This is a genomic window from Desertivirga xinjiangensis, assembly GCF_024436435.1.
In the GTDB taxonomy this organism is placed as follows: domain Bacteria; phylum Bacteroidota; class Bacteroidia; order Sphingobacteriales; family Sphingobacteriaceae; genus Desertivirga; species Desertivirga xinjiangensis.
In genome coordinates this window covers 706,815-727,457 of record NZ_JAFMZP010000004.1, presented here as the reverse complement: position 1 = coordinate 727,457, position 20,643 = coordinate 706,815, and the positions used below count along the sequence as shown (strand labels likewise).

The 20,643-nt window shown below is 41.7% G+C and carries 17 protein-coding genes; 9 read left to right on the top strand and 8 right to left on the bottom strand.

Annotation, left to right across the window (positions count from 1 at the left end; genetic code table 11):
• Window positions 1–25: 25 nt before the first annotated feature.
• Together J3P37_RS14085 and J3P37_RS14080 are read right to left on the bottom strand one after the other, a co-directional pair.
• Window positions 26–1,498: an MFS transporter gene (locus J3P37_RS14085; protein WP_256011963.1), complete on the bottom strand. Its 1,473-nt coding sequence runs from the start codon at window positions 1,496–1,498 to the stop codon at window positions 26–28.
• 103 nt (window positions 1,499–1,601) lie between these two features.
• Window positions 1,602–2,018 (bottom strand): hypothetical protein, encoded by a 417-nt coding sequence (locus J3P37_RS14080; RefSeq protein ID WP_256011962.1) that lies wholly within the window; start codon window positions 2,016–2,018, stop codon window positions 1,602–1,604.
• Window positions 2,019–2,105: 87 nt separating this feature from the next.
• Here J3P37_RS14080 and J3P37_RS14075 point away from each other — a divergent pair, with 87 nt between their 5' ends.
• Window positions 2,106–2,864: a sulfite exporter TauE/SafE family protein gene (locus J3P37_RS14075; protein WP_256011960.1), complete on the top strand. Its 759-nt coding sequence runs from the start codon at window positions 2,106–2,108 to the stop codon at window positions 2,862–2,864.
• Between the two features lie 34 nt (window positions 2,865–2,898).
• Here J3P37_RS14075 and J3P37_RS14070 read toward each other — a convergent pair whose 3' ends face one another.
• The 4 genes from J3P37_RS14070 to J3P37_RS14055 all read right to left on the bottom strand — a co-directional run bounded on the left by J3P37_RS14070 (window position 2,899) and on the right by J3P37_RS14055 (window position 6,696).
• Complete coding sequence (locus tag J3P37_RS14070; RefSeq protein WP_256011957.1) at window positions 2,899–3,978, bottom strand: DNA topoisomerase IB; 1,080 nt, start codon at window positions 3,976–3,978, stop codon at window positions 2,899–2,901.
• 14 nt (window positions 3,979–3,992) lie between these two features.
• Window positions 3,993–4,820 carry an alpha/beta fold hydrolase gene (locus J3P37_RS14065; RefSeq protein WP_256011955.1) on the bottom strand — a complete coding sequence of 276 codons (828 nt, stop codon included), beginning with the start codon at window positions 4,818–4,820 and terminating at the stop codon, window positions 3,993–3,995.
• Window positions 4,821–4,937: 117 nt separating this feature from the next.
• Entirely contained in the window at window positions 4,938–6,056 is a 1,119-nt protein-coding gene (locus J3P37_RS14060) for an MraY family glycosyltransferase (RefSeq protein WP_256011954.1), read from the bottom strand.
• Between the two features lie 133 nt (window positions 6,057–6,189).
• Complete coding sequence (locus tag J3P37_RS14055; RefSeq protein WP_256011953.1) at window positions 6,190–6,696, bottom strand: hypothetical protein; 507 nt, start codon at window positions 6,694–6,696, stop codon at window positions 6,190–6,192.
• Window positions 6,697–6,988: 292 nt separating this feature from the next.
• Here J3P37_RS14055 and J3P37_RS14050 point away from each other — a divergent pair, with 292 nt between their 5' ends.
• The 4 genes from J3P37_RS14050 (at window position 6,989) to J3P37_RS14035 (ending at window position 11,126) form a co-directional block, all read left to right on the top strand.
• A complete protein-coding gene (locus J3P37_RS14050; protein WP_256011952.1) occupies window positions 6,989–8,206 on the top strand; it encodes a family 1 glycosylhydrolase in 1,218 nt (405 codons plus the stop codon).
• 188 nt (window positions 8,207–8,394) lie between these two features.
• Window positions 8,395–9,267, top strand: a complete 873-nt coding sequence (locus J3P37_RS14045; protein WP_256011951.1) for an alpha/beta hydrolase — start codon at window positions 8,395–8,397, stop codon at window positions 9,265–9,267.
• A 60-nt stretch (window positions 9,268–9,327) separates the two neighbouring features.
• Window positions 9,328–10,305, top strand: coding sequence for a Gfo/Idh/MocA family protein (locus J3P37_RS14040; RefSeq protein ID WP_256011949.1), 978 nt, complete (start codon window positions 9,328–9,330; stop codon window positions 10,303–10,305).
• Between the two features lie 164 nt (window positions 10,306–10,469).
• Window positions 10,470–11,126: a hypothetical protein gene (locus tag J3P37_RS14035; protein ID WP_256011947.1), complete on the top strand. Its 657-nt coding sequence runs from the start codon at window positions 10,470–10,472 to the stop codon at window positions 11,124–11,126.
• On the opposite strand, the gene J3P37_RS14030 is transcribed toward J3P37_RS14035, so the two are convergent.
• Complete coding sequence (locus J3P37_RS14030) at window positions 11,080–13,515, bottom strand: TonB-dependent receptor (RefSeq protein ID WP_256011945.1); 2,436 nt, start codon at window positions 13,513–13,515, stop codon at window positions 11,080–11,082. The two genes, J3P37_RS14035 and J3P37_RS14030, sit on opposite strands and share 47 nt — an antisense overlap.
• 100 nt (window positions 13,516–13,615) lie before the next feature.
• Between J3P37_RS14030 and J3P37_RS14025 the strand changes: the two genes are divergently transcribed.
• Window positions 13,616–13,798 (top strand): BF3379 family histone-like protein, encoded by a 183-nt coding sequence (locus J3P37_RS14025; RefSeq protein ID WP_256011942.1) that lies wholly within the window; start codon window positions 13,616–13,618, stop codon window positions 13,796–13,798.
• A 135-nt stretch (window positions 13,799–13,933) separates the two neighbouring features.
• Here J3P37_RS14025 and J3P37_RS14020 read toward each other — a convergent pair whose 3' ends face one another.
• Window positions 13,934–15,154, bottom strand: coding sequence for an alginate lyase family protein (locus J3P37_RS14020; protein ID WP_256011939.1), 1,221 nt, complete (start codon window positions 15,152–15,154; stop codon window positions 13,934–13,936).
• A gap of 238 nt (window positions 15,155–15,392) precedes the next feature.
• Here J3P37_RS14020 and J3P37_RS14015 point away from each other — a divergent pair, with 238 nt between their 5' ends.
• The 3 genes from J3P37_RS14015 (at window position 15,393) to J3P37_RS14005 (ending at window position 20,623) form a co-directional block, all read left to right on the top strand.
• A complete protein-coding gene (locus J3P37_RS14015; protein WP_256011937.1) occupies window positions 15,393–16,610 on the top strand; it encodes a sterol desaturase family protein in 1,218 nt (405 codons plus the stop codon).
• Between the two features lie 435 nt (window positions 16,611–17,045).
• Window positions 17,046–19,850, top strand: coding sequence for an outer membrane beta-barrel family protein (locus J3P37_RS14010; RefSeq protein WP_256011935.1), 2,805 nt, complete (start codon window positions 17,046–17,048; stop codon window positions 19,848–19,850).
• Window positions 19,847–20,623 (top strand): GLPGLI family protein, encoded by a 777-nt coding sequence (locus J3P37_RS14005; protein ID WP_256011933.1) that lies wholly within the window; start codon window positions 19,847–19,849, stop codon window positions 20,621–20,623. The genes J3P37_RS14010 and J3P37_RS14005 overlap by 4 nt, the downstream gene beginning before the upstream one ends.
• The last annotated feature ends 20 nt before the right edge of the window (window positions 20,624–20,643 follow it).

Sequence of the window (20,643 nt, the reverse complement as noted above, 5' to 3'; positions counted from 1 at the left end):
TAGTTTCGCTATTTTATGCATTAAATTAAAAGGAGAAGAAACCAGCAACTCTTTTTGCTGAAGAAGTACTTTTTTTGAAGAAACCTCTGGCCTCCCTTTTTACACTTCTCCGTACACGTGTGCGCATAACGCCAACCACCCGTTCTTTGTGTACTTCTCCCTGCTCCCTAACAGAGGACAATATTCTTAATGAATACATGGCCAGCAAGCCTCCGATTATAAAAAAGAAGCTCCAACCCTGCAAATCAACGAGGGGAAATACCGACGAACCCGCCGCATTCTTCCATTCGAAACTCCATACCAGTTGATGGGATGAAAAGAAATCGGCCATTAAGCCACCTAACATTGGTGCAATTGCAGAGAAAAATGCTACAACCATATTCTTGACTGACAGATAGGTAATTGCATCTTCTTTAGGAGCCAGCTTCATACCGATATTATTGATGGCAAGGTTTATTCCGGCAGTAGAAATTCCACTGAATATATTGATCAGTACCAGGAAGAACAAAACAGCGATCGGCGACGACGGCATTGAGGTGAATGCCCAGGCCATGATACATAAGATATACACCGGAGCACTGATATTAATTATTGTTTTATTACTGTATTTGTCAGAATACCTGCCCCACATTTTAAGGGAGACAATACTGCTGACCTGGCCAATAATTCCTAGAATAATAATATATGACAAGCTGATGCCCAGCGTTTTCATCATATACACAGAAAAGAAAGGCGTGGCAAGGTTCAAAGCAAATGCCCAAAAGGAATTAAAAGAAAGAAGCTTTCGGAAGTTACTGTCCCTTAATGGCTTTTGCAACAAATTGAATACGTTACCCTTTATGAGTTCTGATTTTGGTTCCGGGGTTTTCGACAGCAGGAATATACCAATCATACCAAATATACCACCCAACAGGAACATTCCCGAATAAGCCCATAACTCAAACTGGGGGTAATGAACTTTTATATGATCTAAAGCGAAAGCTGTAGCAAGGCTTAAGACGACATTCAGGCTCTGCATCATCTTACTTCTGTGCGAAAAATAGGTACCTAGTTTTTCCGTCGGAACGAGATCCCTCATCCATGAATTCCAGCTTGCTCCTGCTACAGATCCAAAATAATAATGAAAGAAAAGAAAGAAGATCAGGGCATACATACTTGAGCCTGCACTGAACAGAAATGGCAATAACCCAATGATAAATAATGGAAAACGTGCAAGGAAATTAAACACCAAGGTGATCACCCTGCGGTTATTGTACCGTTGAACCAGCCATATCGAAACTAATTGAAAAATACTGCTGAAAGTTGGCAGGGCAGCAAGTATTCCCAACTGGAAGTTGCTGGCACCCAGCTGAATTGCCATAGCCACCAAAAAAGCTCCCTGGGTAAAAGCCACCATCGACTCTGCCGCCAGGCCATCTGCAACTACCAATTTTAAACCTGAATGAATTTCTTCTTTACTAAGCTTCTCGGATGGTTGAAATCCTATACTAAATCCCATGAATCAAACTCCCTCTTCTGTAGATGCTCGTTTGTACGGGAATAGGCTTATTAAGTTTTACCGTTTTTTCTAATAATTTTGATAGAGAACCCGGGGTTAAAACTTACTCGAAAGTGACCTGTTCAGGGCCTGAAATTTTGGAAATATGGCAGGCGCATCTTCCTCCGGAAACAACAAATTGTGTTTCTTTGAGTACTTCAGTTTCAGGATGCCTGGCCGAAACAACAATAACATCACCTTTCTCTGAGAGTTCCCGCAGATCTGAATCACTTGCCACAGTGTAGTAACCTTCCAAAGGTTGATCAGCAGGATTGCCGGAATGCAATACTTTACCGGTCCTTTTGTTAAGCGATTGATAATCATTAACTACTAAGAGTTCTCCTTTATTGTCCAAAAATCGGACACCTACTGAGCGGAACTCCTCGGTACATACCCTGTCCTCACAAACTTTTTCAGTCTCTGTCTGACAAGCTGCCAAAACCAGTAAAATAAAAATGGCAAACCGGGTAACTTTTTTCATGATGCTCTTTCTGATAAATACGCAAATCTCTGGGGAAACGTAACAAAAGTTTTTTTTTGACTTACTTTGCTTCAAATTTTTGAAAACTTGTACACACTTTTTTCTTATTCATTATCAGGCACAGACATTTGTTTGATCCTGGCAGTGGGAATACTTACCGGAATGTCAAAAACCGGAATCCATGGAGCCGGGATGCTTTCAGTGCCTTTACTAGCGATGGTATTTGGAGGCCAGCAGTCAAGTGGCACGATGCTTCCCATACTTCTTTTGGCAGATATCATCGGCGTTTGGTATTATCACCGCCATGCTTCATTCAAACATCTGAAGATGCTCATTCCCTGGGCGCTTGCCGGGATCTTCCTGGGAACAGTGATAGGAAAAAGTATCGATGATCATACCTTCCGGCTGATTATGGCTGTTACCATCATCCTCAGTATCGGCCTCATGATATGGCTTAATAAAGACCGCCATAAAGAAGAAGTTCCTCACAGTAATTGGTTCGCGGCAAGTATGGGGATCAGCGGTGGGTTTACTTCGATGGTGGGAAACCTGGCCGGAAGCGTGATGGCAGTATATTTTTTGGCTGCCCGGCTACCTAAAAACGTTTTCATTGGTACCACTGCCTGGTTTTTCCTGATCATAAACTGGCTTAAAGTCCCCTTTCACGTCTTTAGCTGGCATACCATAAACTTAAATACCTGCTTATTTGCACTATGTAGTCTTCCGGCTATTATTCTTGGAGCTTTCATTGGAATAAATATTATTCATAAGATCTCCGAAACGAATTACCGCTGGCTCATCATACTTATGACAATTGTGGCTGCGATTTTTATGCTGTTCAAATAAGGAACCATAAACAACAAGAAGATATTGACGGAGCTCAGGATTTGGTAGTAACTACAGCAGCGGCTACCTTCTTACGCCTTTCTACCCTCAGATAATTTAATAGCACCTTTTCGTCTGCACTTAGCGCAGCTTCAGTAATCGGAGTCCCCTGCTGAACAACTTTTTTTAGATACGGATAAAGCTCACCCCGTTCAAAAGCTTCCACCAGCGGAGGAAAAACATAATACTTCCTGCATACCGACCGGGTATTCCCTAACTTTACGGAAACTTCGTCTAATACTTCATTGCTGATTTTCTTACGCTTTGTTTCACTTTCAGTATATTCGTAAGTGGCGTAAGCACGGAGCGCTTCGAGGGTACCATGCCAGGTTCTGAAGTCTTTAGCCGTAAAATCGCAGCAACTGATTTCACGAATATATTTGTTGATCAGTCCTGAATCTACCGAACGCCTCTCGCCATCGCCGGTATAATATTGAAAAAGCTCTTGCCCCGGAATATCTCGGCATTTTTTAACCAGCCGGGCGAGATTCCGGTCGGTAAGACTGATTTCATGCATCACACCCTTTTTTCCTTTAAAAGAGAGCTTCATTTTACTGCCTTCGATTTTCACATGCTTATTTCTGAGTGTACTCAGACCATAAGAGCCATACAACTGCTTATATGATTCATTTCCCACGCGGATCAGGGTCTTTTGCATCAGGCTAACTGAAATAGCTAACACTTTCCGTTCATCAAGCTCTTTTCTTCTCAGATCTTTTTGGAGTTTTCGCCTGAATTCGGGCAGCTTTTTTCCAAATTCCATCAGTCTGAAAAACTTATTTTCATTACGTGATTTAGCCCAGTCGTTGTGATAGCGATACTGCTTTCTGCCTGCCACATCAATCCCTGTTGCCTGAAGGTGTGCATTTGCCTTTGCAGCAATCCAAACGTTCTGCCAGGCAGGTGGCAGAACCAGCTTTTTTATCCTGTCGAGCGTTTTTTCATCGGTCACTTCCTCGCCTTTGTGATTATAATAGACAAAGCCATTACCTGACTGCTCACGGGTAATTCCCGGTGAACTGTTGGTAACATAAATCAGATTATTTTCATCCAGCAGTAGATCAATGTCGGTCATCGATCATAAAACAATCAGGATAGAAAATGTTTGTTCAGGAAATGGTGAAGCTGATGATTAAACTCGCCGGGATTTTCCAGGTTTGGGAGGTGCCCCGCATTCGGGATAACTACATTGTCTGAAAATTTTATATTATCTGATAATGATAAAGCCTGGGCTTCGGTCATTAACTTATCCTCTGCTCCCCTGATGATTAAAGCCGGCACGTCCAGTCGATTCAAAATAGACGTGGTATCTGTTCGGGATGCCAAGGCCAGGAGCGCGGCGCAAATTGTTGTATCCTGAGTGGACAAAATAACCTTCTCTATGTTTGTTACAACGGAGCTGTTGCTTCCGAATGTAGCGTCGCTGAAAACGTTTTTTAGGAAAGCTGCAATGAAGTCCTCTTTGCCGCCCGCCAAAACCTGTTCTATAATGGCAAAGCGCTTAAGTTTAGCTTCGTTGCTGTCAGCCACAGCATTTGTATCCGAAAGGATCAGGCCTGAGACTCTCTCCGGAAACAGTTCCGCGAAGCGCAGGGCGATATAACCACCCATGGAGATGCCGCAAAGAACTGCTTTTGAAATAGCAAGATGATCCATTAGCGCCAGAAGATCTCTTGCAAACAGATCTATAGAAAAGAAATGATGATTGGTTTCGCTTTCTCCGAATCCCCTGATATCATATGCAATGCCCTGAACTTGGTCAGGAAGAGCATCCAGCTGTTGCCGCCACATCTCCCCACTGAAGGGAAAACCATGAATGAAGATAACAGAAACTTCGGGATCAGTAGAAGGCATTCCCGGCTTTATAAGCAAGGCTACATCCAGACCATCAATTTTAGCATTTGACTTTGTGATCATGTTAATAGAACCGAAATCTCCCCTATTGGTTTCGCCTGAAGGTCTATTTGGCACACGCGTGTCGCGTGTGCTGAGCGTTGCATATCCTAGATTACTTTTTCGCAAAGCTCTTTAAGCCTAGGACAAAAAGTTAAGTAAACTGTATTTATTCCTTTTTCTCGAACGAATAAGAAAAGTAAGAAGATAGTTAAATACCAGGCAGATAAGAAACAGTACACCTATAAGAATAAAGTTTCCTGCGGACCTGAATGTAAGAGCCACATAGATCATTACCAGGTTGAATGCCATTAAAATAAAGGTCGTTTGAAGATGAGTGAAACCCACATTCAGCATTCTGTGGTGAACGTGATTTCTGTCGGCGACAAATGGAGAACCACTTTTTATCGTACGAAGGGTAAATACCCTGATGGCGTCAAAAATTGGCCCGATCAGTACTGCCACAGCTATTGAAGGCGCAGAACCGTATACAACCGGTGTATTTCCTCCGATTTTGTTCAGCTCTATAAATTTCACACAAAGGATAACCGATATAAAACCGATCATGAGCGAACCTGTGTCGCCCATAAAAATTTTAGCAGGCGTGATGTTGAAACGAAGGAAGCCAATACAAGCGCCGGCTACTGAGAAAGCCAGGCAGGCCAGACCTGTCTGCGACATATCTGCAAACATGAGTCCCATGGTGATATTTACAACCGCACCGGTAACTCCTGCCAGGCCGTCAATACCATCTATCAGGTTAAAAGCATTAATAACAAAGGTGATGATCACCATCGTTAACATAATACTTACAACGTAAGGAATGTCGTGAATATTAAAAATTCCGTAAAGACTTGTCAAACGAACATTTCCCAATAGTACCATTATAGCAGCAATAATAAATTGCATACCAAACTTCGTACTCGGATTAACTCCCCAAAGATCGTCTTTTAATCCTACCGCGAATAAGATCATGCAGCAGGCAAAGAGTAAACTAAACTCTTTTGAAGGGCCATCATTAGATATCAGCAGGGAAGTGATCATGAAACTACAAAAAATAGCAACTCCACCGAGGCGGGGAATCCCTTGTTTATGCTCTTTTCTTCCTTCATCGATATCATCGAATAAAGATCTATGATTTGCGACGTGAATAATTGAGGGTATTGCGATCAAAACAAGTATGAATGCGATCAATGTAACTGCCAGGTAAAAGACAGGTTCGGGTATATTAACTAATTGAAGCATAAGCAATAATTTCATTGCAATATTGATAAAAATAATTGATACAAGCAAACTAAATATCAACCTTTTATTTAAAACAATAAAAAAAGCGCAATTATTTAACAATTACTTAAATAAACCGTTAGTATCGCCGACCGGCTCCAGCATATTCTTACCAGTTTCTTGATGACTGAAAAGGCATCAGATAAGTAAGCTTAAGTACCGGACTGCTTTTCCGTTGTTGACTTATGGGATTATATTCTCCAAAAGTATAACCACAACCAATGCCGATGTTTTCTCTGATCAGGAAGTTCAGCCCCATACCGGTTTCAAGTCGGACGGGCACCTGAGCTTTGGCTGACTGTAATTGATTCCTGCCATTAGTTAAGTCGCATTGCAGGTAGACATCTACCGGACCAGCCAGATTCATTTGAGAATACAGGCGGCCTCCAATAACGTTTTCCATAATGCCGTTGTGCATAAATCCCTTTACCACAGGTCCCATCGCCACTTGCTGTCCCCTTTCGTTTTTAAACCCGGCCAAAACCGCGCCGTTGGCACTTGCTGTTTTAAAATTGCCAGTACCTGCATGAGCTGAAACAAACCAATTTAGAGATTGAGCTTTGATTGTTGAGAGGCAATTTAGAAGCAGAATTACTAAAAGTAGCTTTTTGATCATGACCTATGGTTTGCAAAAACAACGCCATAGTTCATAATTGTTTTAAAGAACTGATTTGATGGATTATACTGTAGTTATTTTAAAAAGTTTCATTAAATAATGTAGACCCTCTCTTATTCAAGATTACCCATAATTCCCCAATCATGCAATTTATTCCCCACTTGTTAGAAATAAATCATCTAATTTATATGACTTTTTTAACCTTTAGGAGAGGGCATGAAACATCCTGTGCAAACAATTCATTTACACCCGTTGTAACACTTATCAAATAATACCAATATTATCTGATATCATGAGAAAAAATAAGTTCATGTTTGCTACAGGGATAGAGAACAGCTATCCCATGATCACTCTTCCGGATGGCTCAAGAAAAAGAGTAGATGAAATGGAAAAATGCGGACATTATAAATACTGGAGAGAAGACTTTGACCTTGTGAAAGAGATGGGTATCGAATTTCTCCGGTATGGTGCACCACTGCATAAAACCCATCTGGGCCCTGGTAAATACGATTGGACTTTTGTAGACGAGACTTTCAATTACATGAAAGAAGTAGGCATTGTACCAATCGTCGATCTGTGTCATTTTGGAACTCCGGATTTTATTGGCGACTTTCAAAACACGGATTTCCCCATACATTTCGCCGAATACGCACGTGAATTTGCAAAGCGTTTCCCTCATATAGAGTTCTACACACCAGTAAATGAAATCTTTGTTGCCGCGATGTTCTCGGGACAATATGGCTGGTGGAATGAGTGCAAGACCGATGAACGTTCATTCGTGCGTGCACTTACAAATCTCTGCAAAGCTAATGTACTGGCAATGAATGCAATTTTAGAAGTGCAACCGAATGCCACCTTTATTCAGAGTGAATCTTCCGAATACTTCCATCCGGAGACTCCCGATTGTGATGCCCTATCGGCTTTTCTGAACCAAAAAAGATTCCTTTCTCTTGATCTGAGTTACGGTTACCCTATTTCGGTTACCATGTACGAATACCTACTGCAAAACGGGATGACCAAACAAGAATATCACTGGTTTGAAAACAACATCATCAAAGGTAATTGCATCATGGGAAATGACTATTATATCACTAATGAGCACATGGTGCATGAAAATGGCAGCACCTCTGCGGCTGGTGAAATCTTTGGGTACTATGTAATTACCCACCAATATTATTCACGCTACAAATTACCGGTAATGCATACTGAGACGAATATTTCTGAAGCGCACGCCTTACGCTGGCTACAAACTCAATGGGCCAACGTTCGAAGGTTGAAACGCGACGGAATACCTATTTATGGGTTTACCTGGTATAGTTTGACCGACCAGGTAGACTGGGATTCGGCACTTAGAAATGATGCCGGGAATGTCAACTCTCTTGGATTGTATGATTTAGACAGAAAGATCCGGCCGGTAGGTGAAGCATATAAACATCTCATTCATCAGTGGAAAGATACGCTTGAACGCGAAAGTTATGTACTTACGTTCAAGTCGGGCTATTATAAGTAGTTAGTTTCCTAGCTTTTAGCAGGACGGGGTTGTGTGCCTATACAAATCCTCTTATATATTTTCTTCATACCTGTGCCAGCTGAGCTGCTAACCAACTAACAATAACAAATCTATAATTATTACTATTATTGCGGTAAAGAACAACTATGTATAAATCATTACTTATTGTGTTTTTTACCGCAATACTTATGAATGGTAATTCACAAACTCTCATCCCTCTCTATCCCGGAAAAATACCCAACTCAGTAAAAGGGCCTGACGAAGAGATAAAGAACGTTAACGACATTGGTCAAATCCGCTACGAAAAGGTCTCGAGTCCTACATTAGAAATTTTCCTGCCAGAGAAAGAAAAGGCAACCGGCGCTGCAGTGGTAATCATCCCTGGCGGTGGCTATCGTATCGTTGCTTACACTAATGAAGGAACTGACATCGCGGCGGAATTTACTAAAATGGGCGTTGCCGCCTTTATCTTGAAATACCGTCTGCCTTCTGATAAAACAATGACCGATAAAACAACCGGACCGTTGCAGGATGCTCAGCAAGCTATAAGAACAGTACGCAGCAAGGCGAAAGAATGGGGAATTGATACCGCAAAGGTAGGTGTAATAGGGTTTTCAGCAGGTGGGCATCTGGCCTCTACCCTTGGTACACATTTTAACAAACCGGTTATTGCTGACAAAGAAAACATCAGCTTACGGCCGGATTTCATGATCCTTGTTTATCCTGTGATCAGTTTCTCCACAGACTTAATGCATAAAGGTTCCAGGGACAATCTTATCGGCCCTTCACCTTCGGCAGAGCTTACCGCGCTTTATTCGAACGAAACTCAAGTTACACCAATAACTCCTCCCACTATGCTGATCCACGCTGGCGACGATAAAACGGTAAAAGTGGAAAACAGCCTGCGCTTCTATGAAGCCTTAATTAAAAACAACATCCCTGCCGAAATGCATATATATCCCAAAGGCGGCCATGGTTTTGGAATTGCCAGCGAGCGTACACCAGATCATTGGACAGATCGTGTGGAATTGTGGCTAAAGAGATCAGGGTTTATTAAATAATAATTTAATATGGTCAGATTTGTGGCTAAAGAGATCAGGGTTTACTAAATAATAAATGATATGAGTACTTTAAAATGGGGAATTATAGGATGCGGCGATGTTACAGAGGTAAAAAGCGGCCCCGGATTTAGCAAAGCTCCCGGTTCGGCGCTCGTTGCTGTAATGCGCAGGGACGCATCCAAAGCAGAAGACTATGCAAGAAGACATGGAGTGCCGAAATGGTATACCGATGCTGATGCCCTTATCAACGACCCGGAAGTGGAAGCCGTTTACATAGCTACACCTCCGTTATTTCATGAAGAATATACGGTAGCTGCACTTAAAGCTGGCAAACCTGTTTATGTAGAGAAGCCCATGACGATGAATAGCTTCTCTGCTATAAGAATGGCAGAGGCAGAAAAAGAGTTTCAAACAAAACTTACCGTAGCTCATTACCGCCGCGGACTTCCTCTATTTATTAAAATAAAGGAACTTATTGATACCAATGAGATTGGAGATATCAGATTCGTGAGCCTGCAAATGCTGCAACCTCATCAATCAGAACTGATCACCAAAACGGAAGACAACTGGCGGGTAAATCCCAAACTTTCCGGAGGAGGCTTATTCCATGATCTGGCACCACACCAGATAGATCTGATGCTCTATTTCTTCGGAAAAGTTAAAAAAACAGAAGGAATTTCAGGGAATCAGGGCGCTTATTACCCTGCCGACGATATTGTCACAGGACAATTATTATTTGAGAACGGTGTAATTTTTAAAGGCATCTGGTGTTTTACCGTCCCAAAAGAAGAAACAAAAGACCTGGTTGAAATTATAGGTTCAGAGGGCAAGATCACTTTCTCTGTTTTTGGCCAGTATTACTCGGTTGCCAAAGCAGGAAAAGAAGAACGTTATGAGGTAAAAGCTCCACAGCATATACAACAGCCCATGATCGAGCTAGTGGTTGATTATTTTACCGGCAAAGGAGAAAACCCCTGCCCTGCACAGGAAGGAATAGAAGTGATGAGGATCATGGACAGTTTCTGCCAGCGGGAATGACTTTAAATAACTGAAAAAACTGAATTAAATTAATGCCCGGAAAGAACAACGGGCATTTTTTTACGTTATTAGTTGACCAGCAATAGTTAGAGTAATTTACAGGATGTAATTTACCAAACTTGCCAGGCGATCCGCTTAATACCTGTGAAACTAATTCTTGAAAAATGGCTTACTTGAATCATCTGTTAAAGATCAGGCCTGTTAAATACATTCTCAGCCTGTTGAATCGCAATACTGATCATTCTGATGTTGAAATAGAATATGATCACATCCACAGCGATGATTCGCTAAAGCGTGTCGATTGGGATATTTCAGAAGATAACTTAAAACCGAACCGGTATCAGGATCTGCCTTACCGAAATGATGAAATCGAATCCAGGTTATACTATTTAAACCGACGTGACACATTAAATATTCAATACTTCCAGGACGAGCTGACTTTCTTATCTCACCTATTAACAAAGTACCGGTCAATAAGCAATCTTTCACAGAGCTGCCAGTTACAAATGTTGTCCAAGCAACTTACATTCCTCAGTATTTTAAAGAATAAGATCAGTGCTGATCTTAATGAATACCGCATCCGGCTGAAAAATACCTTGGAGATCCCTGCTGAAAACAGTCGATCTAATCTTGCTGAACTGCAAACTGAAGAAGTAAGGATCACCATCGAAATTCAAGCCTTCTTCAAACGCTTTGCGTATACAAAAGCTTCTTTATTTAAGCTTCTGCGACCACTGCATCTTTTAAGGAACTTTAATAACAGGTACCATCCCTCTACTCTATTGTTTTTAATTCTTCCTTATCAGCTTTCTGTTTATTAACTGTATTGCGGCCAACCTTGGTAAAGCGATAGCTCATCGTAAGGCTATAATTCCGGGTATTGGAAATCCTGTTTCGGAGTTGCTGATAAGTTGCGCCCGAAGTTGTTACTGCATCGGTGTATTCTGCCGTATTACGATTGGTAAAAGGATCGTTGGCCAGAAGCCTGACCAGGAGCTTGTTTTCCAAAAAGTTTTTCCTCACTCCAAAAGCTACTATTGCAGAGCCCTTGCTTCTTCCCTGAGACACGGTATTATTGAAATAATTCATTTGACCTTCAGCGGCCATCTGATGCGGAAATTGTCCTGTTAAGCTACCATTCGCCCTGTAACTCCAACCAGAGCGGTTAGGTTGGATCGCCGATTTTGATTCATAACTCACCTTGCTCATACTCAAACCTCCCGCAAGTGTGATCTTTTTACTAGGGCGGTAATTTCCGAACATATTATAAGTCCAGGTCCGGTTGGTTGCCAGGTTCTGGTAAGTTACACTATCGGCACTGATCCTAAAGCGCTCGATGATCCTGCTGGTAACTGCATAACTTACCCTCGGGGTGAAAGACCAGTTCTTACCATAAGTACCTAAGCTAAATTGAAACTGATCCGTAAATGAAGGTTTGAGCAGAGGATTCCCGAAGCTAACATTCGACTGATTGGCATCATCGATCAAAGGATTCAAAGCATATTCCCTTGGCCGGGTAATTCTACGGCTATAACTCAGGCCGAAATTATATTTCTTTTTATACAGCTTATTTAGGGCCAGATTTGGAAAGAAGTTCAGATAAGGCTTAGGATTAACATCGGTATCAGCAGCCTGTATAAAATTTAATGATGTATATTCCGAACGCACACCGAGTCTTAGGGACCAGCGGGTTTTGCTGCGGATATTATAGCTGCCGTAGGCCGCAATGATATCTTCCGAATAGATAAACTCATTGGTCAGGCCAGGCTTTAGGGTGTCCACCAGATTCACAAAATCAAAGCCATAAACGGCCTGATCGTTAGCATTTTTGTTCAGGGAGGTTTGCATACCTACTGAAATGTTTGAAAGTTTCGTGAGCGGTTTCCGGAAGTCCAAACTAAATTCCAGTCGCCGGTTTTTGATCTCATTCTGATTAGCCTGCGAGTACTGGTTACTGGTAGAGCCATTCGGCTTATGATAGATCCGTGAAAGATCCCTGTCCTGTGAAATACCGTTTAAATAATAGACCAGGCCCGCCGTCAGGGTTTCATTTTTGGGGTTGATCTTATAGGTGTAATCCACATTGAAGATCCCGTTAGCCGAGCTTCTCGAGTTGTCATTGTCCTGAACCCGTAATTCCGTTTCAACAGCTGACGAGTTTAACCGGTGATCGTCCAGATGCGACCACCCGTCGGACGCAGCCGTATTAAAATTGGCAGAGGCCCTGATATTTTGCTTTTTTGTAATGTCCCAGTCCACAGACGCCCTTCCATTATGACCATTGCTCCCTGTTTCCGAATCAGAAAACTGGTTCATGTAAGAAGAGATTATTCCCGACTGATTAAAATTGGTTCTGAGCGAACTTACATAGGCTGTGCTCAGCGTCTCTTTAAATCCGTAACTGACCGAAACAGACAATTTATCGTCGCGGTAGGTAGTATATAAACTGGCATTGTAATTACCAATGGTACTTCCCGTAAGGGAAAGAGCACCGTTCAAACCTATTTTATAACCTTTTTTTAAGACAATATTTATGATACCATCACCATCTGCAGAATATTTCACATCCGGGTTGGTGATCACTTCAATTTTCTCGATGGCATCTGCCGGCAAAACGTTCATCAAGTCTGTGATGGTAGCCGAAGTATAGTCAGAAGGTTTGCCGTCAATGAATATTCTGGTGTTTATTTTTCCGGCAATCGAGGGTTTTCCATCTATATCAACCGAAACCATTGGTACGTTCTTCAAGACGTCAACCGCTGTGCTTCCCGCAGCCATTAAACTTTGGCTTACATTATAAGTGACGGTATCTCCGTTAAATTCTACGGCTGAGCGGGTGTCGCTGATCACTACTTCATCAAGTGTATTAGACGATTGTTTTAGTTTTATGGCTCCCAGATTCAGGCTCATATTATCCCGGCTGATGATAATATTATCTATTATCCGGGTCTCGTAACCAATAAAGGTCACTTTGATAGAGTAGACTCCGGGCGGAACATCTTCAAATTGAAAATACCCGTCGTTCTCAGTCATGAAACTTTTAATCACCGAGCGGCTTTGCGAACTTAGCAGATTCACCATAGCATAATCGATCACCTCATTATTGGTTTCATCTTTTAGCTTTCCTGACAGGAAACCTGCGGCAGGAGCCTGCCCTTTAAGATCGAAGTTAAGCAATACCAGGAAAAGTAAATAGAAAACCGGTCTCATATTGATTTTCGAATATAATAAAATAACAATATGTTAAATCATTAAATATCGCCTTGCAATTATGGATTGTCTTGCGCATCTTAGCTGCAAAACGATAATCATGGAAAAATTCAATCAGATTAAGGAATTAGTAGCATCAATAGAAGCTGATGCAGAGAAATTTTATAACGGAGGTAATTCAGCTGCTGGTACCCGTGTAAGAAAGGCACTTCAGGAAATCAAAGGCTTAGCTTCAGATGCAAGAAAAGAAATAACTGAACTTAAAAATAAGGGAAAAGAATAATCTGTTTTTTTAGATCCAGGTTATAAAGACCTTACTTATCGGTTAGTGCGTCATATAGATGCACTAACCTGACAATCTCATCAAATCGCCCCTCCAAACTCAAAGCGATTATTTTTATTCTTTGCCTTTCAAGAATCAATCAAGCCAGATCAGCGGATTCCGTATTGGCAGATTGCGTAGTACCTCTTCAACCTCCGGACTATGATCAAGCTTTTTCCATGTATGGAACCATTTCTTGTTGCCATAGGCCGCGGCGCCCATTACGAGGAAAGGTTGAGCAACGGGCCAGTTCTCCCAGTACATAACATCTTTTTTGAATGGCCATTTGTCCTTTTCAGCAACATAGGGATAAAGGAACTCAATGCCTTTGTGCATCCACTTACCCTCTGAAGTTTTATAATTCCATAGGTTCTCCTTTTTATTGGACAAGATTTGACAGATTATCGTCATTGCATCCAGGTTGAAGATGGAATAGCCGTATGGTTTGGTGCGGGCCAGCTCCAGTGGAAAACTGCCGTCGGCGGCCATCTGATCCGGGAGAAGCACTCTTTTATAGCGTTCTACGCAAAAATCAAGCAGCTCCTGATTTCCGGTAAGCTTCGCAAAAGATGCAACCTGCATCACCCAACAGGTGCCATGGTTATTCTTTGCGTTCATTTCATCCTTGCCATACTGATGGCTTGTAAGCCAGTCCAGATACCTTGAGAACCAGTTTTTTATGGCATTAACATCCGTTTCGTTGAAGGCAGCCTTCATAACCAATACGCCCTGGGCCACTTCCATGAGATGAATAGTGTCAATAATCCCGATTCCCCTGCCGGTAAAGCGTCCCTGTATCGCTTGAGCATATAAAAGGTTAGGGTTCATCAGGGTTTCAGGATCAACGAACCAAGCTTTCAGGTGAACTAAAGCGTGATCTGCATATTTTTTATCGCCGGTAAGTTTATATGCAGAAGCAAGGGCCCCTACGATCCTGCTAAAGCGGATCATAGCCTGGCGATGTGCCACAAAATTATCCGGGTTAGTCATCCCGTCTTTTTGAATATAGGGCCCCGAAGGATTTTTCGGATCAGACCACCAATAGTCACCTTCTGAAAAGAAGTCGTGTTTACCGCCCGCACTTCTGCCCGAGGTCTCGGCAGTTACTGTGATGGGTTGCTGCATTAAAGCCCAGGTCGCTTCGCGCATGATCACCGATTGCAGTACCCTGGCAGGCTTACTTTTGCTTAAGAGGTTTGTACCCGCATTTGTCTTTATAGCTGAAAAAAGAAAAACGCTTAAAAGAATGAAATTAAAAGTGTATTGATAAAATACTGTCTCTGACGAAATCTTTGAATAACTTCGGGAACAATTCATGGTCTATTGGTGTGGTTTATAGCTGCAATAATACATTTTTTCCAGATATAAATAATATTTCCTACAACCGGACCAAAAGTAAAGCTGCAGACTGTAACTAGCACTAACTTGGGAATAATCGCGACGGCCCAGCAATAACCTATCAACACAATAGACTATTACATGTAAAATTCTTACATTTGCTTTAACAAACACACGATCTTTAATTCAGGCATTTCAGGTTAAGTTCATTAAATTTATGGAGTATAGTTACGCAGCATTTGCTATCCCTGCATTTTTTATTTTTTTGGCGTTGGAGTATGTTGCCGCAAAACGAAAAAACCGCACTGACATTTATAAATATGAAAGTTCGGTAGCCAACCTAAGTATAGGCCTGGCAGAGCGGTTGTTAAACCTGTTTATTTCGGTTAGCTTCTATCAGCTCTTTTGCTATGTTTATAACAACTTCGCAATATTTGATATTCCCCGCAGCTTGTGGGTTTGGGTGATCTTGCTGTTAGCGACAGATTTGGTTTGGTACTGGTATCACCGTCTGGGGCACGAGATAAATCTCTTTTGGGGAGCCCACATTGTTCACCACCAAAGCGAAGAATTTAATTACACAGTATCTGCAAGGATCACTACCATTCAAGCGGTTGTACGAAATCTATTTTGGTGCATCCTTCCATTTGCTGGATTTGATCCCCTTATGGTAATGAGCATCCTGGTGATCCATGGGGCTTATTCCTTTTTCACTCATACACAGCTGCTGAAAGCTCCTCAATGGCTGGAATATGTATTCGTTACCCCCTCGATCCACGGGGTTCACCACGCATCTAATGAAAAGTATCTTAACAAAAACTACGGCGATCTTTTTGTTTTCTGGGACAAACTATTCGGTACATTTGAAAAAGAGGAAGAAAAGCCAGTTTACGGTTTAACACATCCCCTTAACAGCTACAGTTTCATGTGGCAACACTTCCACTACTACATGGAAATGGCCGAAGCCTGCAGGCGTACTACCGGATTATGGAACAAATTGAAGATCATTTTCGGAGACCCAGCCATTCTCGACCAGGATATCAGGGCCTCTCTCGAGAAGAGATTCTTACCCCACAAAGTTGTAAACAGACCGGTCAAGAAGCTTAGTTTTAAAGTGTACCTCAACATCCAGGTACTGGCAGTGGCAAGTCTGCTGTTCCTGGTCACCTACTTCTTTGGTGATCTTGATTTTGCTGATAAGTTCTTTTCTTCTGCATTTATCCTGATCACTTTGATCAATTGTGGGGCTCTGCTTGAACAGCGAAGATGGATCTTTTACCTGGAGATCATCAGGCTTTTGCTGTTAACCGGTTACATAAGCCTCCTGTTCGATACGTATATTCTTTTAGCTCTCTCAGCTTCTGCAATTTTTTTATTGACATTAACGCGGCCGGTTCAACAATGGTACCTGAGGATTATTTATTCTGAAACGTAGGAAGTGATAGCGCAAGAGATTCAGAAATTCAAAGCTATTCAGACTAAGGGAAAGCCTGAATAGCCCTGAATTCAGGCTTTCACCGCTAAGGTTTTACTGCTTGAGGCTACCTTTAATGTACCCGGTTCGTATTTCACATCCATCCACATTAAGCGCTAGCGGTTCTGGGGACTGCTGTTATTTTTACGCTGTACACCCAGGCTCTTCCCATTAAGAAAAAACTTCTGCGCTATCATAGTTGGTATACACAAATACGATATTCAAATTCTTCCCAAAATTCCTATTAATCCGGCAGCTTTTTTTAAAAAGATCATCTTTTAACAAACCTTAACAATCAGACCATTTTTATCTTAAAATTAATTTTTACATTCGAAGAAAAAACTAATTAAACGCTTTACTAATCAATTTAACACATTCCTAAATCTTATGAGAAGAATGGCTTTTAAAGCACTGAGTGTAGTTTTACTACTCCTTCTTTCGATTACTTCCTCCGCCCAGGACAAGTTTACTATAAAAGGTGTAGCAAGAGACTCTGCAGCCTTTTTGAAACTTCCCAATACCAGCATCAGCGTTTTAAACGCAAAAGACTCTACACTTATTGATTTTACACGCGCTGCTGCTGACGGAAACTTCAGCATCAATAACCTGCCCACAGGTAAACTGATCCTGCTAATGACCTATCCGGGTTATGCCGACTATGTGGAACATTTTACTTTAGACAGTATCCATATTACGAAAGATTGCGGAAATATCGACATGCAGCTAACCGCCCGTCTGCTTGCAGAAGTCGTGATCAAAGGGAAAGCCGATGCGATCACCATCAAAGGAGACACTACCGAGTTTAACGCCTCGGCATATGTGATACAACCGAATGCCAGGGTTGAAGACCTGATCAAACAGTTTCCCGGTATACAGGTCGATAAGGATGGTAAAATCACAGCACAGGGCCAAACGGTAACAAAAGTTCTGGTCGACGGAGAAGAGTTCTTTGGAGACGACCCAACCCTGGTAACTAAAAACCTGAGGGCCGATATGGTTGATAAAGTACAACTATATGATAAAAAAAGCGACCAGGCGACATTTACCGGTATCGATGACGGCGTTAAAGACAAAACACTGAACATTAAGCTTAAAGAAGACAAAAAGAAAGGCTACTTCGGTAAAGTAGATGCGGGCGCATCCGACGACTACAATTCATCACAAGCAATGTTCAACGCCTTCACAGCCAAACAGAAAATATCTTTATATGGCATAAACAGTAATACAGGAAAAACAGGATTGAACTGGGAAGACCGCAATAGGTACGGAGCTTCGAATACCGAGGTTAATTCGGACGGAGATATTGTGTTTTATGGCAACCGCGATGACATTAATTACAATGGTGAAGGCATACCCGAAGCACAGACAGGTGCAGTTCATTATGAAACCAAATGGAACGAAAATAAGGAATCTATAAACCTGAATTATAAAGTTGGTGCGATTGACATCAATGGGATAAGAAATAACCTGAGCCAGAATAACCTGCCGACAGGGGTGTTAAACACCAACAGTGATCAGGATTTCAGAAACTATCTTTCGCGTCAGAAACTAGACGCTATCTATAAAGTAAAATTAGACTCGACCTCAGATCTTAAGCTCACTATTGAAGGGACTATAAGGAATACTGAGTCAAACAACAATTACAATACCGTCAGTCGCAATGGAGAACAAAAGCTGCAAAACACAAGTACCCGTTTGCTAACTAACGAAGGCGACCAGCAAAACTTTTATGCGAATGTCTTCTGGACCAAAAAGCTGAAGAAAAAACGACGCACCCTTTCTGTAAATGCTACCGGATCGTACAACAAAAACGATTCTGAAGGTTACCTGAACTCTGTTAACCAGTTTTATAACCCGGTAAGTAGTCCCGATGGCAGCCCTCTTATAGACAGTGAAGTTAAAATTGACCAACTAAAACTAAATAACAGTACCGGCAAGGTATTCAATTCTAACATCACTTATACCGAACCCCTGAGTAAACTGCTGGCATTAACCTTTAACTATAGCCTGGGCTTAAATAAAGGCTCCTCGGACATGCGTTCATATAATCAAACCGCTCCGGGAGTTTATAATGATTTTGATGAGGTATTTAGTAATAACTTTGAGTTGAATCAGTTATCACACCAAACAGGTGCAATCTTCAACTACAAAAAGGATAAAACCACAGTAAACTTCGGCAGCAAGGTTTCCTATGTTAACTTTGACCAGGTTGATCTGTATAATTCCAACAGCTACAAAAGAGAATTTATCAACTTCAGTCCGCAGGTAAATTACCAGTACAAATTCTCGCAGCAGAAAGCTTTGAGGATTGACTATAATGGTAATAACAACCAGCCGGGCATTAACCAAATACAACCGGTAAGAGTAAATACCGACCCTCTAAATATTTACCTTGGGAATCCCGGTCTCAAGCCTTCTTTTAATAACCGTTTCAACGCTAACTACAACACCTTTAAGATCCTGAGCAATCAGTACTTTTATGCCTCCGGCTCCTTTCAATTTACAACCAACGCCATTGTAGATAGCCGTTTCACTGATTCCTTCGGCAAAAGCACCTATCAATCTGTAAATATTAAAGGCAAATTACCATCCAATTTCAATTTGTATGGAGGTTTCTCCAGGAAATTCCCTGCTTTAGGAGATCTCAATCTTGGATTTAATTTTAACGGCTATGGCAACACCTACTTCAATTACATCAATGACGAGCTCAATCGTACAAAGTCTAACAACTACTCCTTAAACCTGAGTGTCAATAAATACAAGGCCAAGAAGTATGAAATGTGGTTTTCTTTTGGCCCCTCTTATAATACCAGTGAGTCATCCCTGCAAAAGCAGCTGAACAATAACGGATGGAATTTTAACGGACAGGGTAATGTGGGTCTTTATCTACCTGGCAAATTTGAGTTCTCTTTAAACGGAGAATATCGCTTCCAGGAAAAAACGATAAGCTTCAACGAGGATTTCGAACGCTTTATAGTGAATTCAAGCATTAAGAAGAAGTTCCTGAAAACGGATAATCTTGCGCTTTCCTTATCAGGAAACGACCTGTTGAACCAGAACAATGGTTTCAGCCGCAATGCATACGGAAACACCATTACACAGAACACTTACACTACCATTAAAAGATATTTCCTACTTTCGCTCATTTGGGATTTCAACAAAATGGGTGGAGGTATAAAAACACCTGCAACACCGCGATGAAAATTATCCTAAGCACCTTAGTTTTAAATCTGCTGTTATCTTTTCAAATGACAGCTCAGCACGTACGATTTACGCAGCAAGGCGAAATACAGTACGAAAAGAAGGTAAACATGTTTGCATTGCTAAGATCCTTTATCAATAAAGATAACGAGGCCTACATGCAAAGGACCTATGATCAGTACAGAGCTTCACAGCCCCAGTTCGTAACCACAAAAAGCGTCCTTACTTTTTCTAGAGAAGAATCACTTTTTAAAGCGGCAGAAACCGGAGGAACCCCGCCACAGAACTCCTTTGCTTTTTTTCCCGGCGTGAATCAAATTAACGTGGTGCATAATAACTATACCACCCATAGCACCACTATCCAGAAAACAGTGTTTGAGCAGGTTTTTCTGGTGAAAGATAATACCCGGAAAATAAAGTGGAAGATAACGGATGAAACAAGAGAAATAGCAGGCTACCAATGCCGCAGGGCAAATGCATTGGTAATGGATTCCATTTATGTAGTGGCTTTTTACAGCGATAAGATACCTGTTTCCGGAGGACCGGAAACCTTTAGCGGCCTTCCGGGGATGATCCTCGGAGTAGCACTTCCTCACGACCATATCAGCTGGTTTGCGACAAAGGTAACTGACACCCCTGTGGCAAAAACAAGCTTACAGGCGCCGGCTAAAGGAAAAGCTATTGACAATACGGGATTAAAAGAAACGCTTCAAAAGGCGTTTAAACAATGGGGGCAGCAAGCCCAACTGTACTTTAAGTTTTTTGTGTTATAAAGGTAACTCTAAACCGAACG